This window comes from Amycolatopsis nivea (assembly GCF_004522235.1).
GTDB lineage: Bacteria > Actinomycetota > Actinomycetes > Mycobacteriales > Pseudonocardiaceae > Amycolatopsis > Amycolatopsis nivea.
Map to the genome: position 1 here is coordinate 17,507 of NZ_SDLT01000013.1, position 17,992 is coordinate 35,498.

General features: G+C 71.5%; 8 protein-coding genes. 2 read left to right on the forward strand and 6 right to left on the reverse strand.

The annotated features are described in order from the left end of the window. Positions 1-15: 15 nt before the first annotated feature. From EIZ44_RS17430 to EIZ44_RS17440, 3 genes are read right to left on the reverse strand one after another with little or no spacing between them, the layout of a single operon-like run. Positions 16-2,568: an ABC transporter permease gene (locus EIZ44_RS17430; protein ID WP_134729743.1), complete on the reverse strand. Its 2,553-nt coding sequence runs from the start codon at positions 2,566-2,568 to the stop codon at positions 16-18. Then, complete coding sequence (locus tag EIZ44_RS17435; protein ID WP_134729745.1) at positions 2,565-3,335, reverse strand: ABC transporter ATP-binding protein; 771 nt, start codon at positions 3,333-3,335, stop codon at positions 2,565-2,567. The genes EIZ44_RS17430 and EIZ44_RS17435 overlap by 4 nt, the downstream gene beginning before the upstream one ends. Beyond that, entirely contained in the window at positions 3,332-3,562 is a 231-nt protein-coding gene (locus EIZ44_RS17440) for a hypothetical protein (protein ID WP_037810549.1), read from the reverse strand. Before EIZ44_RS17440 ends, EIZ44_RS17435 begins: the two co-directional genes overlap by 4 nt. 344 nt (positions 3,563-3,906) lie before the next feature. On the opposite strand from EIZ44_RS17440, the gene EIZ44_RS17450 reads away from it, so the two are divergent. Further along, complete coding sequence (locus EIZ44_RS17450; RefSeq protein WP_134729747.1) at positions 3,907-4,617, forward strand: helix-turn-helix domain-containing protein; 711 nt, start codon at positions 3,907-3,909, stop codon at positions 4,615-4,617. Positions 4,618-4,752: 135 nt separating this feature from the next. Further along, positions 4,753-5,382, forward strand: a complete 630-nt coding sequence (locus EIZ44_RS17455; RefSeq protein WP_134729749.1) for a ScbR family autoregulator-binding transcription factor — start codon at positions 4,753-4,755, stop codon at positions 5,380-5,382. Positions 5,383-5,730: 348 nt separating this feature from the next. On the opposite strand, the gene EIZ44_RS17460 is transcribed toward EIZ44_RS17455, so the two are convergent. The 3 genes from EIZ44_RS17460 to EIZ44_RS17470 form a co-directional block, all read right to left on the reverse strand. After that, on the reverse strand, positions 5,731-6,558 hold the full coding sequence (locus EIZ44_RS17460; protein WP_134729751.1) for an ABC transporter permease: 828 nt from the start codon (positions 6,556-6,558) through the stop codon (positions 5,731-5,733). Further along, a complete protein-coding gene (locus tag EIZ44_RS17465; RefSeq protein ID WP_134729753.1) occupies positions 6,558-7,481 on the reverse strand; it encodes an ATP-binding cassette domain-containing protein in 924 nt (307 codons plus the stop codon). Before EIZ44_RS17465 ends, EIZ44_RS17460 begins: the two co-directional genes overlap by 1 nt. Before the next feature lie 113 nt (positions 7,482-7,594). Continuing rightward, positions 7,595-17,971: an SDR family NAD(P)-dependent oxidoreductase gene (locus EIZ44_RS17470; protein ID WP_439098604.1), complete on the reverse strand. Its 10,377-nt coding sequence runs from the start codon at positions 17,969-17,971 to the stop codon at positions 7,595-7,597. Between the last annotated feature and the right edge of the window lie 21 nt (positions 17,972-17,992).

The following is a 17,992-nucleotide window of genomic DNA, read 5'->3' on the forward strand; positions in this document are numbered from 1 at the left end:
TACCCCTAGAAATCGTTACTGGCCGGGCATTTTCACCGCTTCGACGGCGTTGCGGCGCATCGCCAGCCTCGCCGAGAGCGCGGTCGCCGGCCACACGATCAGGAAGATCGCGAGCACCACGGCGAGGAACACCCAGACCGGTCCGGACGGGATGATCTCGCCGGTGGTCAGCGCCATCGGCACCACGGTGAAGAGCGAGATCACGATGCCGAGCACGAGCCCGGTCACCGCCACGATCCCGCCTTCCACGAACAACATCCGCTTCACCTGCCCGCGGTCGGCGCCGGCGAGCCGTTGCGCGCCGAACTCCCGCCGGCGGGCCAGCACCGCTACCGAGAGCGTGTTCACCGCGGCGATCGCGGCGTACGCGATGGCGAGCACGGCCAGCAGGTAGTTGATCAGCGCCTCGACGTCGGCACTCGCCTGGAAACTCGCGGCGAGCGTGCTGTCGTCGCCGACCGTGACCCCGGGCCAGTCCTTCGTCCGGTCGGACAGCGCCGACACGATCGCGCTGGCGTCGCCGCCCCGCACGAGCACCTGCGACGCCAGGCCGCTGGTGGTGTGCGCGGCCAGCAGGTCTGCGGGCAGCACCATGCTCGCGTAGCTGGACGGGCTGTCCAGCAGCGCGACCACGGTCACCGGGACCTGTGCCCCGTCGCCGAGCCGCATTTTGATCTTGGCACCAACCTTGATCTCGAGACTGTCGGCGACCGACGCGGGCAGCGCCACCGAATCCCCGCGCAATGCCGTCAGCGAGCCTTCGGTGACCTCGGTGGAGAGCACCGTGCCGCCCTGGTCCTGCGGGGCGACGCCCAGCAGCCGCAACGGGTCGCTGCCGTTGCCGTCGTACGGATCTTCGATCCAGCCGGAGCTGGTGACGAGCGGCGACGAGGTCGAAACCCCTTGCGTGCTGCGGATCTGCGCGAGCTGGTCCGGCGAGAACCCGCCCGCGGTCGAGGTGAGCACGGCGTCCGCCTGCAACTGCCCGGCGTACGCGTTGACCTGCGCTTTCTGCGCGGTGGTCTCGGAATACACGTTGCCGAGCGCGACCGCGCTGGCGAGCGTGATCGGCGTGAGCACCGCGGCGAACGCGACGGCCCGCGCCCGGGTGTTGATGACCGCGAGCGTGGCGTCGCGGCCGGCGACCCGGCGCACGAACGGACCGAACCGGTCCACCACCCACGCGATGATCTCCGGACCGAGCAGCGCGACGCCGATCGCACCGGTGAGCAGCGCCGGACCGCCGATCGCCGCCGCGCTGTCGGCGGGCATGAAGATCGTGGTCGAAGCCAGCAGCACGGTGGCCGCACCGCAGATCAGCGCGCCCATGCGGCGCACCGCGTTCACCTTGGCCCCCGGGATCGCCGCCTCGGCCAGCGCCTGGATCGGCCGGGCCCGGGCGGCGGCCAGCGCGGCGAACCATGCGGCCCCGAAGGTGATCGCGAGCGTGACGACGATGCCCGCCGCGAACGCGATGATGTCCTGGGTGAAGGCGAGTTCGTCGGGCACGATGCCGAGCGAACCGCTGGTGCTGAAGATCCAGTTCCCGAGCAGGCTGCCCAGGAACGCCCCGCACACCGCGGCGAGCGCACCGACCGCCATCGTCTCCATGACGACCATGCGGTGCACCTGTTTCGGCGTCGCCCCGGTCGCCCGCAGCAACGCGAGTTCCTGCTGCCGCTGCCGGACGGTGAGGCTGATCGTCGCGGAAACGACGAGCGCCATCACGACCAGCACCATGCCGCCGAAGATCGCCGCGAGCAGGATCAGCGGCAGCTGGCTTCCGCTCACGCCGACGAATTCGGCCGAACCGCGGTCGTCGCCGGTCAGCACCGTCAGCGCCGGAACCTGCTCGGAGATCTTGCCCGCCAGTTCAGTCGCGTCGATCCCGTCGGCCGGGAACACGCCCACGAGCCCGACAGTGCCGGGATGCGGGTTGAACCGCTGGGTGTCCGCGACGGAGAAGAAGAACGCGGGCGCGCGCACGGCCTGCGAAGGCTGTGCGACGCCGGAAATCTGGAACGACTGGCGCTGTCCGTTCACCGCCAGGTCGACGGCCGAACCCGCGTGCAGGCCGGCCGCGGACGCGGTGGCCGCGTCGAGCACGACCTGGCCCGGCGTGTTCGGAGCCGCGCCCTCGGTCAGCTTGTATCCGCCCAGCGAAGCGGAATCCCAGCCGTGCCCGGAAAGGACGGACGCGCCCGGCTCGGGCGCACCGTCGTGCAGCAGCACGGTCGCGAACGAAACGTCCGGCACCGCCTGTCCGACGCCCTGCACCGCGGAAATCTTGGCGACCTGGTCCTCCGGCAGCACCGCACGCTCGGCGTACGGGACGACCTGCGATTCCTCGTCCGGCAGCTTGAACCCGGCGGACCCGCCGACGACCAGCGGCGCGGCGGACAACCGTTCCGGGGCCGCCTTCAGCACGATCGCCGTTTCGAACAGGCCGGCGCACGCGATCAGCAGACCGCAGCCGACGAAGATGGCGATGAACGACGCGAGCGACGCCGCCGCGCGGTACCGGAGGCTCGACAGCGCGAGCGCGAGCACGACTCGCCGCGAACTCACCGCTGCCTCCTCGCTTGCTCGCCGAGGTGCGCCAGGGTGCTCGCCACCGCGTCGACGCTCGGGCTCGCCATCTGCGTGACGATCCGGCCGTCGACCAGGAACAGCACGTTGTCCGCGTGGGACGCGGCGACCGGGTCGTGCGTGACCATCACGATCGTCTGGCCCGCGCTGACCAATTCGCGCATCAGGCCGAGCACCTCGAGCGCGGTGGTGGTGTCGAGCGCACCGGTGGGCTCGTCGGCGAACACCACGGCGGGGCGGGCGGCGAGCGCGCGGGCGATCGCGACGCGCTGCTGCTGCCCGCCGGACAGTTCGCCGGGCCGGTGCTTGACGCGCTGGGACAGTCCGACGCGCGCGATCACCTGGTCCACCCACGCCTTGTCCGGCGTGCGGCCGGCCAGCAGCGTGGGCAGCGTGACGTTCTGTTCCACGTTCAGCGCGGGCATCAGGTTGAACGACTGGAAGATGAATGCGACGTGCTCGCGGCGCAGTTCGGTGAGCTTCGTTTCGTTCTTGCCCTTGAGGTCGGTCCCGACGAGGGTGACCGTGCCCGAGGTCGGCGTGTCCAGCCCGGCCGCGCAGTGCAGCAGCGTGCTCTTGCCGGAACCGGACGGGCCCATCACCGCGGTGAAAGTGCCTGCCGGGAAGGCGACGGACACGCCGGCGAGCGCTTCGACCGCGCTCTCGCCGCGGCCGTAGGTCTTGTGCACCGCGTCCAGCTGGACCGGTGTTGCCACGGAAGTGGTGGTGGTGGACACGTCGTTCACTCCGATCCGTTACCGGAACCGCGGCGGTCGAGCGACCACCAGACCCCGAGCACGATCACGCCGCCGCCCAGCGTCCACAGCCAGAACGGCCATTTGAAGGACATGCTGATGAGGCACATCAGCAGCCAGATGACGAACTGGACGCCGAGGACGGCCGCCCAGGCGATCGTGACGATCAGGCGAGCGGATCCGCTCCCCGAACGGGTCTTCTCGGTGCTCTCCGACATGAGAGGCCCCCCAATACGGCTTCGGCGGAGTCGGGATTAATTGTGTAAGGCTTGCACAGTTTAGCGGACCCCGGATGATCGGGAAACCCCAGACCCCGGCAACAGGGCCTCGGAGCAGCTCAGACGGCACCGCCGGACAGGGCGCGAAGCAGTTGCGGCGGGTCCGGATTCCCGCCGATGCCGGACCAGGTCAGCGCGCTGGCCGTCGCGAAACAGGGGTGCGCCGTTCAGCCTCGGCGGCGCTCCCGGCCCCGGATCGATTGGTCTCGCTCACGTTGGCTCGCCCCCAGGCCAGATCGGTGTAAGACTTGCACAGTTTACTGAAAGACGTCCCGGAGCGAAAGATGCCGATCGAGCCCGACCCCCGCGCCCTGCCCCCAGGTCTGTCCCCGGCATGGCAAGGCGGCCCGCGCCCCCGTCGCGGGCCGAAGCCGTCGCACACCGTCGAGGCGGTGGTGGCGGCCGCCGTCGAACTGGCCGACACCGAGGGCCTGGCCGCGGCGTCGCTGCCGAACATCGCGTCCGCGCTCGGCCTGACGACCAACGCGCTTTACCGCTACGTGAGCTCGAAAGACGAACTGCTGATCCTGCTGGCCGAGACCGGATTCGGCCCGCCCCCGGAACCCGCCGCGGGCCTGGAGTGGCGCTCCGCGGTCCGGGCCTGGGCGGACGCGGCCGCCAAACGGTACGCCGCCCGCCCCTGGCTGCTGGACGTCCGCGAGAGCCTGACCCCGCACCGCCTCCGCTGGACCGAACAGCTCCTGGACATTTTCACCGGGGCCGGTTTGTCCACTGTGGACGCATTGGGGTGCGCGGAGCTGGTTTCGGCGGTCGTCCGGGCCACCGCGGACCGCCGCCGGACGGCGGCCGACCCGGATTCCCCCGAATCCGCCGAATACTCCGCCGAAGTACGAGCTTTCCTGCAACCGCGACTGTCCGAAGGCGGCTATCCGCATCTGGCCGAACTGGCCGAATCCCACGGCTGGCCGGCCGCCGCGCCCGAAGACTTCGCGCTGGAACGAGTCCTGGACGGAATCGCCGCCCTGCTCCCCTGACCGGCACCCCTGCTCCCCCGCTGAAACCATACCAACCGAGCGGTTTTTAGTGGCTTTCCGGGCCGCCGGGACGTAGACTGTCCTTCTGGGCGGGGGTCTGCTGTGGACCGAGCCGCCAAAGCGAGAGGGGCCGCCGTGGCTCGCCAAGAGCGTGCGGAGCAGACACGGAACGCGATCCTCGAGGCGGCCGCCTCGCGGTTCGACGCCGTCGGCTTCCTCGGCGCGAGCCTGTCGGAGATCCTGGCCGAAGCCGGGGTCACGAAGGGTGCGCTGTACTTCCACTTCAAGTCGAAGGAAGACCTGGCCGACGCGCTGATCGAGGAGCAGTTCACGGTGTGGGAGCCGCTCGCGGCGATCGAACGCCCGGGGCTGCAGACGGTCATCGACCTGACCCAGGGGATGGCGGCCAGCCTGCAGTCCGACGTGCGGGTCAGGGCGAGCGTCCGGCTGGTCATCGAGCAGGGTTCGTTCATCGCGCCGGCGGGTGCCGCGTACAAGCGGTGGATCGACACGATCCACGGCTGCCTGCTCGCGGCGAAGGCGGCGGGCGATGTGCGCAAGGAGATCAACGCGTACGACCTCGCGGTGTACGTGCAGGCGTCGTTCACCGGGATCCAGCTGAGTTCCCAGGTGCTGACCGGCCGCAACGACCTGCTCGAGCGCACGGCGTACATGTGGACGTTGATCCTCAACTCGGTGGTCCCGCCGCGGCGGCTGCACCGGTTCGATCCGCGCGGCGCGGAGCAGGAGGCGGCCGCGGTCTGAGGCTTCGGAAAAAGGGCGGCCCGGCGGTGCGGGGTCGCCCTTTTTCGTGCGGCGCACTGTGATCAGCAACCAAACCGACCGGCCTGTTTTACTGGGAAAACCGGGGAGTCGGTTTAGTACGCTGCCGGGGGTGTCAGGCCGGGCGGCTGCTCGCTGCACATCTCCGACGGCGAACTCGACGCCGACCGCTTCACCCGCCTTTACGAGCTAGGCCGGTCCCGGGTTGCCGCCGTGCGGAAGCTGCCCCACAGCAACCTGGGCGGTCTGACGCAGCCCGCGTCTCGGGTTCAAGAAAAAGGCGGCCCGTGCTCGGGGGCACGGGCCGCCTTCGCCACCGCGGCGAGGGGGTCAGCCGCGGGCGCGCTGGTGGAACTTCCGAATCGCGAGGTACGCGCCGACCGCGGTGAGGACGACCGACCAGGCGAACGCCAGCCACACCGTCGACGCCACCGCGGTGCCGTTCATGAGGCCGCGGACGGCGTCGATCACCACCGTCACCGGCTGGTTGTCGACGACGGCCCGCAGCACCGACGGCATCGACCCCGTGGGGACGAGCGCGCTGGTGGCGTACGGGACGAACACGAAGATCATGCCGAGGCCGCCCGCTCCCTCGACGGTCTTGGCGATCGACCCCACCAGCGTGGCGAGCCAGAACACGCCGGCGGCGAACAGCACCAGCAGTCCGGTCGCGGCGAGCCAGCCGAGCACGCCGCCCGCCGGGCGGAATCCGATGGCCAGGCCGACCACGACCATCACCACGAGCGAAAGCATGCTGCGCAGCACACCGGAGACGACGTGGCCGACCAGCACGGCCGAACCTGCCATCGGCATCGAGCGGAACCGCTCGACCAGGCCCTGTGTCAGGTCAGCGGCCACGCCGACCACGGTGGTCGTCGAGTTGAAGCCGATGCTGACGACCACCAGGCCGGGCACCAGATAGTCGACGTAGGCCATGCCGGGCAGGTTGATCGCGCCGCCGAACATGAAGCGGAACAGCAGCAGCAGCACGATCGGCAGCGAGAACGCCTGGATCAGCATCTCCGGGTTGCGGACGATGTGCTTGACGTTGCGCGCGACCAGCACCCGGCAATCGGACAGGGCGAGCGCGAACGACGAGCGGCTCGGGGAGCCGGGGATGTGCGTCCCCTCGATCTCCCTGGACAGGGTCTGGGTCATCAGTTCGCTCCCGCGGTTCCGGTGAGGGTGTGGAAAACGTCGTCGAGGGTCGGTTCGGAGAGCTCCAGCCCGGTGGTCTCGAGGCCCGCGTCGTCGATCCGGTTGAGCACCTGCCGGACCTGGGCGGGCTGGTCGATCGCGACGCTGACCGTGTCGCCGGTCAGCACCCCGCCGGCGACGTCGTGCGCGCGCGCCGCGTCGGCGGCGGTGGCGAAGGTGAGCTTCAGCCGCTCGGTGCCCACCTTGCGCTTGAGCTCGGCGGCGGTGCCTTCGGCGACGACGCGACCCTTGTCGATCACCGCGATCCGGTCGGCGAGCTGATCGGCCTCCTCGAGGTACTGCGTGGTGAGCAGGATCGTGGTGCCGCCGTTGAGCAACTCGCGGATCGCGTCCCACATCGCCGAGCGGCTGCGCGGGTCGAGGCCGGTGGTCGGCTCGTCGAGGAACAGCACCGGCGGCGACGTGATCAGGCTGATCGCCAGGTCGAGCCTGCGCCGCATGCCGCCGGAGTAGGTCTTGACCTGGCGGCCCGCGGCCTCCACGAGGTCGAACTGCGCGAGCAGTTCGGTGGCCCGCGCCTTCGCCCGCGTGGCGGGCAGGTGGAACAGCCGGGCCATCATCTCCAGGTTCTCGCGGCCGGTGAGCAGTTCGTCGACCGCGGTGTCCTGTCCGGTCAGGCCGATCTGCTCGCGCACCGTCCGCTTGGACCCGGCGAGGTCGTGGCCGTTGACGGTCACGGTGCCGCCGTCGGCGTCCAGGAGGGTGCTGAGGATCCGCACCGTCGTGGTCTTCCCGGCGCCGTTGGGGCCGAGCAGCGCGAACATCGTGCCGCGCCGCACGCTCAGGTCGACGCTTTCCAGCACTTTCACGTCGCCGTAGGACTTGCGCAGCCCCCGTGCTTCGATTGCGTAGCCGGTGACCATGGGGTTACCTCTCCTCGTTCGGGTCTTGTCAGTGGGCCACAACCCGGCAGGGCCGGACAACAGTGGCCGGGGCCTGCCGGGTTAGGGGTTCCCGCCCCTCGCGCCCGGTGCGCTCAGTCGTCGCCGGCGCCGATCGCCATGCTGATCAGGGCGTCCGTGTCGAGGTCGTCGATCGACGCCTCCTCCACGGCTTCCGGCTCCTCGGCGCGGTCTTCGGCAAGGCGCACGCCGGCCAGCTCCAGCAGCCCGTCCAGCAATCCGGCCGCGCGCAGCTTCTCCAGCGGGATTTCCGCCAGCGCCTCCCGGACTCCTTGCTCCGTAACGGTTTCTTCGGCGGGTGCTTCTTCGGCAGGAGCCAGTTCGCCGACGAGGAACTCGGAAAGGATCCGCGGGGTCGGGTAGTCGAAGATCAGGCTGACCGGCAGCTTCAGCCCGGTGACGAGGCTGAGCTTGTTGCGGAACCCGGTGGCGGACAACGAATCGAAGCCGACCTCGTTGAACGAACGGTCCGCTTCCACCGCCTCCGGACCGGCGTGGCCCAGCAGCGCCGCGGCGTGCGTGCGCACCAGGTTCAGCACCAGCGGGACGCGCTTGTTCGCCGCCAGGCCAGCCAGTTTCTTGGCCAGCGACTCGGTGTCCTCCGCCGTGTCCTGCGCCGCGCGGCGGCCGGGCGTGCCTGCCAGACCGCGCAGCACGGCCGGGAGGTCGTCGCCGCCGGACGACGCCAGCACCCGCGTGTCCAGTGCGATCGGCACCAGCTGCGCCTCCGCCGCGCCGACCGTCGCGTCCAGCAGCCGCAGACCGTCCTCAGTGGACAGTGCGGTGATGCCGGTCTCGCCGATGCGGTGCGCGTCCGCGTCTTCCAGCGCCGCGCCCATGCCGTCGCTCCACAGGCCCCACGCCAGCGAGGTGCCGGTGAGGCCCTCGGTGCGCCGGCGGGCGGCCAGTGCGTCCAGGAACGCGTTGGCCGCGGCGTAGCTGCCCTGCCCCGGTGCGCCGAGGACCCCGGCGGCCGACGAGAACAGCACGAACGCGGTGAGGTCCAGCTCGCGGGTCAGCTCGTGCAACGCCTCCGCCGCGTCGACCTTCGGGCGCAGCACCTTGTCGAGTCGTTCCGGCGTAAGGGAAGTCAGCACCCCGTCGTCCAGGACGCCGGCCGCGTGCACCACCGCCCGCAGCGGCGCGTCGGCCGGGATTCCGGCCAGCAGCGCAGCCAGCGCGTCCCGGTCGGCCACGTCGCAGGCGGCGAACGTGGCCTCGGCGCCGAGGCCGGACAGTTCGTCCCGCAGTTCGGCCGCGCCCGGTGCGTCCGCACCGCGACGGCTGACCAGCAGCAGGTTCCGCACGCCGTGTTCGGTCGCCAGGTGCCGTGCCACGGCCGTGCCGAGCGCGCCGGTGGCTCCGGTGACGAGCACGGTGCCCTCGGCGTCCCATACCGGGGCCGCCGCCGCGTCGGCCGCCCGGACCAGGCGCGGCACCAGCACCGCGCCCGCTCGCAACGCCACCTGCGGCTCGTCCGAGGCCGACACCGCGGCCAGCGTCCGGCCGGCCGGGGTGCCCGCGCCGAGGTCGGCCAGGGTGATCCGGCCGGGGTGTTCGGCCTGTGCCGAGCGCACCAGGCCCGCGACCGCGGCGCCGGCCGGGTCGGGGTTCTCCCCCTCTTCGGCGGCCACCGCGCCCCGGGTCGCCACGATCAGCGAACCGGTGGACCCGGCGAGCCAGTCCTGCAGCAGGCCGAGCACGCGGTGCAGTTCGGCGTGGACGTCGTCGGTGCCGCCTGCAGGAAGCACGACCAGTCCGCTCGCCTCGGCGACCGTCCCGGCGGCCTTGGCGCCCAGCGCTTCGGTAAGCCCGAAGGCGTCCGGGCCGAGCACGGTCCAGTCGGTGACCTCGGCGACCGCGTCGAGGTCGGCCTGCTCCCAGGCGACGCGGAACAACGAGTCGCCACCGCCAGTCGGTGCCGCCTGCGGTACGGCCGACATCGGGCGCAGCAGCAGGGATTCCACCGATGCGACCGGAGCTCCGGCACCGTCGGCGACGTCGAGCGAGACCGCGCCGGAGCCGACCGGACGGACGTGGACCCGCAGGGTCGTCGCCCCGACGGCGTGCAACCGGACGCCTTCCCAGGCGAACGGCAGCGCCGGTTCGTCCCCGGCCGCGCCCGAGACACCGATGGTGTGCAGCGCGGCGTCGAGGACGGCGGGATGGATGCCGTAACGGTCCACATCGGACACCGAGGCCGGGAGCTGGATCTCGGCGAAGGCTTCGCCGTCGCGCTTCCAGGCCGCGACGAGCCCGCGGAACGCCGGACCGTAGGCGAGCCCGTCGGCGGCCAGCTCTTCGTAGGTGCCCTCCAGCCGGACCTCCTCGGCACCGGCGGGCGGCCACTCGGACAGCTCGAACTTCCCGGCCTTGCCCGCCTTGGCGAGCTTGCCGATCGCGTGCCGCGTCCAGGCGGCGCTGTCGCCTTCCGGCCGGGAGTGCACGCTGAACGTCCGGCTGCCGCTGCCGTCGGGCGCGCCGAGGGCGAACTGCACACGGACGCCGGAGCGTTCGGGGACGACCAGCGGGTACTCCAGGGTCAGTTCCTCCAGGCGCGGGCAGCCCGCCTCGTCGCCCGCCCGGATCGCCATTTCGACGAAACCGGTGCCGGGGAACAGGATCGAGCCGCCGACGACGTGGTCAGCCAGCCACGGGTGTGTGCCCACCGAAAGCCGTCCGCTGAACAGCAGCCCCTCAGCGTCGGCGAGTTCCAGTGCCGTCCCGAGCAGCGGGTGGTCTTCCTCGCCGACCGCACCGGAGGTGCTCTCCAGCCAGAAGCGCTGCCGCTGGAACGGATACGTCGGCACCGGCACCGGACGGGCGCCGGTCGGCTCGTAGATCGCGGACCAGTCCACGTCGACGCCGCTGACGTGCAGCTGCGCGACACCGGTCAGCGCGGCCACGGCCTCGTCGTTCTCCTTGTGCAGCAGCGAAGCCAGCGCCTCGGGCTGCTCGTCGAAGCAACCCGCGGCCATCGCGGCGAGCGTGGTGTCCGGGCCCAGCTCCAGGAACCGGGTCACGCCGTCCGCGGCGGCCCGAGTGACCGCGTCGCGGAACTGCACCCCTGCGCGGACCTGGTTCACCCAGTACTCCGGCGAGGTCAGGTCCGCCGGGCCGCCGGTGACCGTCGAGATGACCGGGATCCTCGGGTCCGCATAGGACAGTCCTTCCGCGACAGTGCGGAACTCGGCCAGCATCGGGTCCATCAGTCGCGAGTGGAACGCGTGCGAGACACGGAGTTTCTTGGTGCGCTCGAACTTCGCCGCCACCTCGGCAACCGCTTCTTCAGCGCCGGAGATTACGACCGAGGTCGGACCGTTCACCGCGGCAATGTCCACAGTGTCCCCTGCGGCTTCGCGAACCGCTTCGGGAGTTCCGTCGATCGCTACCATCGCACCGCCGGTCGGCAGTGCCTGCATCAGCGCACCGCGAGCGACTACCAGCTTCGCCGCGTCTTCGAGAGAAAGCACGCCAGCGCAGTGAGCTGCCGCGATCTCGCCGATCGAATGCCCGGCGAGCACGTCCGGTTTGACGCCCCACGCACGGACCAGGCGGAACAGCGCGACCTCCAGCGCGAACAGCGCGGGCTGGGTGTAGCGGGTCTCGTCGAGGCCCTCCCCGCTGTCGATGATCGGCCGGATGGGGCGGTCCAGGTGCCGGTCGACCGCGGCGCAGGCTTCGTCGTACGCGGCGGCGAACGCCGGGTACTGCTCGGCGAGCCGCGCCCCCATCTTCGCGCGCTGCGAACCCTGACCCGCGAACAGGAACGCGGTGCGCCCGCCCGCGCTGGCGGTCCCGCTGACGACCCCGCGCGCCTCTTCCTCGTCGACCAGCGCCGCGAGACCGCGCACGAACTGCGGCGACCGGCTGCCGATCAGCACCGCCCGGCGGTCGAACGCGCCGCGCGTGGTGGCCAGCGAGACGCCGATGTCGGCGAGGCTGCCTTCCGGCTCTTCGTCCACATAGGACATCAGTTGCTCGGCCTGTGCCCGCAACGCCGCGGCGCCGCGACCGGAGACCGGCCACGCGACCGGGCCGTCGTACTCCGGACCAGTCGAGGCGGCGACCTCGCGCCGGTCGCCTTCCTCCAGGATCACGTGCGCGTTGGTGCCGCTCACGCCGAAGGAGGAGACGCCCGCCCGGCGGGTGTGGCCGTTGGGCAGCCACTTCACCGGCTCGGCCAGCACCCGCACCGCGCCCGAGGACCAGTCGATCTCGCTCGACGGCTTGCCCACGTTCAGCGTCGCGGGGAGTTCGCCGTGCCGCATCGCCTCGATCATCTTGATCACGCCAGCGGCGCCGGCGGCGGCCTGGGTGTGCCCGATGTTCGACTTCACCGATCCGATCCACAAGGGACGGTCCGCCGAGGTCTGCGTGCCGTAAGTGGCCAGCAGCGCCTGGACTTCGATCGGGTCGCCCAGCTTCGTGCCCGTGCCGTGCGCTTCGACGGCGTCCACATCGGACGGTTCCAGTCCGGCGTCGGCCAGCGCCGCGCGGATCACCCGCTGCTGCGCGGGACCGTTCGGCGCGGTCAGGCCGTTCGAGGTGCCGTCCTGGTTCACCGCGCTGCCCTTGAGAACCGCGAGCACCGGGTGCCCGTTGGCGCGGGCGTCGGAGAGTCGCTCCAGCACCAGGACGCCGACGCCTTCGGACCAGGTCGTGCCGTCGGCGTCGTCGGAGAACACCTTGCACCGGCCGTCGGGGGCCAGTCCCTTTTGGCGGCTGAACTCCACGAAGGTTTCCGGAGTCGCCATCACCGTGACGCCGCCGGCCAGCGCGAGCGAGCAATCCCCGCCGCGCAGCGCCTGCGCCGCCATGTGCATCGCGACCAGCGACGACGAGCACGCCGTGTCCACCGAGACGGCCGGGCCCTCGAGGCCGAGGGAGTAGGACACCCGGCCAGTGACGATCGATCCAGCGCTGCTCGCACCCGCGTAGTCGTGGTACTGGACGCCCGCGTACACCCCGGTCGGGCTGCCCTTGAGCGAAACCGGGTCGATCCCGGACCGCTCCAGCGCCTCCCACGAGGCTTCGAGCAGCAGCCGCTGCTGCGGGTCGATCATCGGCGCTTCCTTCGGCGAGACGCCGAAGAACGTCGGGTCGAAATCACCCGCGTCGTAGACGAACCCGCCGCGTGCGACATACGTCGTGCCGGGGCGGCGGCCGGTCGGGTCGAGCAGGCCGTCGACATCCCAGCCGCGGTCGGCCGGGAAGTCGCCGATCGCTTCGCGGCCCTCGGCGACCAGTTCCCACAGCTGTTCCGGCGAGGTGACACCGCCGGGCAGGCGGCAGGCCATGCCGACGATCGCGATCGGCTCGTCCGAGTTGTCCTTAGTGGACACTGTGCTGACCTCGACCGCCGTGCCGGCCAGCTCGGCCAGCAGGTGCGCGGCCAGCGAGGTCGGCGTCGGGTAGTCGAAGATCAGGGTCGCGGGCAGCCGCTGCCCGGTGGCCGCGGTGAGGCCGTTGCGCAGCTCGATCGCGGTCAGCGAGTCGAAGCCGAGCGACGAGAACTGCGCCGACGACTCGATTTCGTCCGCGCCGCTGTACCCGAGCACGGTCGCGGCGTGTCCGCGCACCAGTTCCAGCACGGCGTCGCGGCGGTCTTCTTCCGGCAAGCCCAGCAGCCGTCCGGCGAAAGAGTCCACAGAGGACCCGGCCGCCGCGGCGACCCGGCGCGCGGTGCGGCCGACAAGCTGCTCCAGCGTGCGCGGAAGCCGGTCGAGTTTGCGCAGCACCGGAAGGTCGAGCTTGGCCGGGACGGCGGTCGGTTTGCGGACCGCGAGCGCGCGGTCGAACAGCGCCAGCCCGTCCGCAGTGGACAGTGGCACGATGCCGCTGGCCGCGAGCCGCTGCACCTCCTCTTCGGTGAGCGTGCCGCCCATGCCGCCGACCTCGCCCCACAGGCCCCAGTCGAGAGACAGACCCGGCAGGCCGTGCGCGACGCGGTGCGACGCGAGGGCGTCCAGGTACGCGTTGGCAGCGGCGTAGCTGCCCTGGCCGGGCGCACCGAGCACGCCGGAGACCGACGAGAACAGCACGAACGCGGACAGCGCGGTCTCGCGGGTGAGTTCGTGCAGGTTCAGCGCGCCGTCGACCTTCGGGGCGAGCACCGCGTCGACCCGCTCCGGGGTGAGCGCGGTGACCACACCGTCGTCGAGAACGCCTGCGGCGTGCACGACCGCGGTGAGCGGGTTCTCCTCCGGCAGCGACGCCAGCACGCTGGCCAGCGCCTCGCGGTCGGCGACGTCGCAGCGCTCCAGCCGGACGTCGACCTCGCTTTCGCGCAGTTCGGCGGCCAGCTGGTCGAGCGCGGGCGTGATCCGGCGGCTGAGCAGCAGCAGCCTGCGCACCCCGTGCTCGGCGACCAGGTGCCGGGCGAGCTTTCCGCCGAGCGCGCCGGACGCGCCGGTGACCAGCACCGTGCCGTGCGGGCAGAAGTACGGCCGGTCCAGCTCCGGCGTCGTGCGGACCAGCCGCGGCACGAGAACCGTGCCGAGCCGGACCGCCGCCTGCGTTTCGCCCGAAGCCAGCACCTGCGGCAATACCGCTTCCGGCGTGGTTTCGGCGTCGAGGTCGAGCAGGACGAAGGCGTCCGGGTTCTCCTCCTGCGCGGAGCGGACCAGGCCCCAGACCGCCGAAGCGGCGAGGTCGGTGACGTCTCCAGCGGCCGGGACCGCGCCGCGGGTGACCACCACGAGCCTCGCTTGCTCGGAGTGTTCCTCGGACAGCCAGGTCTGGAGGGCGTCCAGGACGCGGTGGGTGAGCTCGTGCGTCTCGGCGGCGGTGCCGGATTCGCCGACGCACTCCAGAACCTGCACGTCGGCAGTGTCCACAGTGGATTCGGTTTCCGTCGACCGCTGCCATTCGATCCGGTACAGCGGAGCGGCCTGCTCGGCGACCGGGGCGGCGAAGGCGCGGAACACCGTCTCGGCGACCGTCGCGACCGGAGCGCCAGTCGGGTCGGCGAGGGCGATCTCGTAGCCGTCCTCGGTGGTCGGCTTGAACCGCACGCGCAGCGCGGACGCACCGGTGGCGTGCAGCTCGACGCCGGTCCAGCAGAACGGAACCAGGCCGACGCCGCCGTCCCCGCCGCCCGCGACACGCAGGGCGTGGGTGCAGGCGTCGAGCGCCGCTGGGTGCAAGCCGAAGCGGTCAGCGTCGCTGTCTTCTGGCAGCGCGACTTCAGCGAAGATCTCGCCGTCGCGTTGCCACACTGCCTGCAGGGAACGGAAGAGCGGCCCGTAGGTCAGACCGGTGTCGGCGAAGTCGTCGTACACGCCGTCGATCCCGACCGGCTCGGCGCCGGCGGGCGGCCAGTCGGCCAGCTCCACCCCGCCGCGGTACGACGGTGGCGTGACCGTGCCGCTCGCGTGCAGCGTCCACGGTTCGTCGTCGGCGCCTTCCGCGCGCGAGTGGACCGTCACGGAGCGGACGCCGTGCTCCCCCGCCGCGCCGACGGTCACCTGGACCTGCACACCGCCGCGCTCCGGCACCACCAGCGGGCTGCTGAGCGTGAGTTCTTCGATCCGGCCGCTGCCGACCTGGTCGCCGGCACGGACCACCAGCTCGAGGAACGCCGTGCCGGGCACGGTGATGACCTCGCCGAGCCGGTGCTCGGCCAGCCACGCGTGCGTTTCCGCCGAAAGCCGCCCGGTGAGCACCACGCCGTCGGTGTCGGCGAGGGAGACGGCGGCGCCGAGCAGCGGGTGCCCGGCCGAGGCGAGTCCGGCCGCGGTCACCTCGTCGCGGTTGGCGCGGGCGTCGATCCAGTAGCGCTTGCGCTGGAAGGCGTACGGCGGCAGGTCGACGCGCTGGGCACCGCGGCCGGCGAAGACCGCGGCCCAGTCCGGGACGAGCCCGCTGACGAACAGTTCGGCGAGTGCGGTGAGCGCTGCCTGCGGCTCCGGCCGGTCCTTGCGCAGGACCGGCACGACCACCGCGTCGAAGCTCTGCCGGGCGAGCGCGGAAAGCACGCCGTCCGGTCCGACCTCGACGAAGCGGGAAACGCCCTGTGCGCTCAGCGCGGTCAGCCCGTCGTGGAACCGGACGGCGGCGCGGACGTGCGAAACCCAGTACTCCGGCGTGGCGATCTCGGCCCCGGCGAGCGCGCCGGAAACGTTGGAGACCACCGGGATTTCGGGCCGCGAGTAGGTGAGCGTGCGGGCGACGGCGGCGAACTCCGCGAGCATCGGCTCCATCAGCGGCGAGTGGAACGCGTGCGACACCTTGAGCTTCGAGGACTTGCGGCCCTCGAACTTCGCCACCACCGCGGCGACCGCGTCTTCGGTGCCGGAAAGCACCACCGAGTCCGGGCCGTTGATCGCGGCGATGCTGACGTCGTCGGTCAGCTGCGGGGCGACCTCGTCCTCGGTCGCCTGCAGGGCGACCATCGCGCCGCCGGTCGGCAAGGCCTGCATGAGCTTCGCCCGGGCCGCGACGAGAGCGCAGGCGTCGGCCAGCGACAGCACCCCTGCGACATGCGCGGCGGCCAGCTCGCCGACCGAGTGGCCGAGCAGGAAGTCGGGCTTGATGCCCCACGACGACAGCAACCGGAAGAGCGCCACCTCGATCGCGAACAGCGCGGGCTGGGTGTAGCCGGTCTGGTTGATCAGCCGCGGGTTCTCGAAGACGACCGTCTTCAGTGGACGGTCGAGGTGCGGGTCGATCGCGGCGAAGACCTCGTCCAGTGCCTCGGCGAACACCGGGAACGCGGCGGCCAGCTCGGCTCCCATGCGTGCGCGCTGAGCGCCCTGACCGGAGAAGAGGAACGCGGTGAGCCCCTCGACGGCGGTGCCGGTGACCAGTGCGGGCGACGTCGAGCCGTCGGCAAGTGCGGCGACCCCGGCCTTCCCGTCGAGCACGACGGCGCGGTGGCTGAGCGGCGACCGGGACGTCGCCAGTGAGAAACCGAGGTCGAGCGGCGCCGCACCGTCCACAACGGACAGCAGCTGGGCCGCCTGCGCCTTAAGCGCGGCGGCACCGTGCCCGGCGAGCGGCCACGGGACCGGGACGCCTTCCGGCCAGGTCGGCGTCACTTCTTCCGCTTCAACGGCGGGAGCTTCTTCGACGATCACGTGTGCGTTGGTGCCGCTGACGCCGAACGACGACACGCCCGCGCGCCGTGGGCGTTCCCCAGCCGCCCACGGACGCTCCTCCGTCAGCAGTTCGACCGCGCCGGAGGTCCAATCGACCTCGGTGGACGGTTCGGTGACATGGAGCGTGCGAGGCAGCAGGCCGTTGCGCATTGCCTGCACCATCTTGATCACCCCGCCGACGCCAGCCGCGCCCTGCGCGTGGCCGATGTTCGACTTGATCGAACCGAGCCACAGCGGACGGTCCCGGTCCTGGCCGTAGGTGGCCAGCAAGGCTTGTGCCTCAATGGGATCGCCGAGCGTGGTGCCGGTGCCGTGGCCTTCGACAGCGTCCACATCGGACGCCGAGAGTCGCGCGTTTGCCAGCGCCTGCCGGATGACTCGCTGCTGTGAAGGACCGTTCGGTGCGGTGAGCCCATTGGACGCGCCGTCGGAGTTCACCGCGGAACCACGCACGACAGCGAGGACCGGATGACCATTGCGGCGCGCATCGGAAAGCCGTTCCAGCAACAAGGTTCCCGCACCCTCGGCCCAACCAGTGCCGTCCGCGCTGTCGGAGAACGCCTTGCACCGGCCGTCCGCGGCGAGCCCGCGCTGACGGCTGAACGCCAGGAACGGACCCGGCCGCGACATCACCATCACGCCGCCGGCCAGCGCCAGCGAGCAGTCGCGCTGCCGCAGCGCCTGCACGGCGAGGTGCAGGGCGACCAGCGACGACGAGCACGCCGTGTCGACCGTGAGCGCCGGTCCTTCCAGCCCGAGCGCGTAGGCGACCCGGCCGGAAATGACCGACGCGGCGTTGCCGGTGCTCAGGTAGTCCGCGACCTCGCCCGCGAGCACGGACGGCGGCAGCTCGTCGTAGTAGTCCTGGTCGCCGCTGCCGACGAACACCCCAACCTGCTGTTTGGCGAGCGAGTGCGGCGCGATGCCGGCCCGCTCGAACGTCTCCCACGCCAGCTCCAGCACGATCCGCTGCTGCGGGTCCATAGCCAGCGCCTCGCGCGGGGAGACGCCGAAGAACGGCGCGTCGAACTCGCCGACGTCGTGCACGAAGCCGCCCTCGGAGACGTAGCTCGTGCCCGGGCTGTCGGGGTCGGCGTCGAACAGTGTGTCGAGGTTCCAGCCGCGGTCGGACGGGAACGCGCCGATCGCGTCCCGGCCGCCGGCCACCAGCTCCCAGAGGTCCTCCGGCGAGCGCACGTCGCCCGGGTACCGGCAGCCCATCGCCACGATCGCGATCGGCTCGGCCTCCGCCGCCTCGACCGCGCGAAGCCGCTCACGCGTCTCCTGCAGGTTGGCGGTCACCCGCTTCAGGTAGTCGACCAGCTTGCTTTCGTCAGTCATCGCCAGAATCCTCTTGTCGCTGGGTGGGTG

What these genes read in the sequence shown, in the direction of transcription:
- EIZ44_RS17460 (WP_134729751.1), bottom strand. Translation starts at nt 6,558, where the DNA reads ATGACCCAGACCCTGTCCAGGGAGATCGAGGGGACGCACATCCCCGGC.
- EIZ44_RS17465 (WP_134729753.1), bottom strand. Translation starts at nt 7,481, where the DNA reads ATGGTCACCGGCTACGCAATCGAAGCACGGGGGCTGCGCAAGTCCTAC.
- EIZ44_RS17450 (WP_134729747.1), top strand. Translation starts at nt 3,907, where the DNA reads ATGCCGATCGAGCCCGACCCCCGCGCCCTGCCCCCAGGTCTGTCCCCG.
- EIZ44_RS17440 (WP_037810549.1), bottom strand. Translation starts at nt 3,562, where the DNA reads ATGTCGGAGAGCACCGAGAAGACCCGTTCGGGGAGCGGATCCGCTCGC.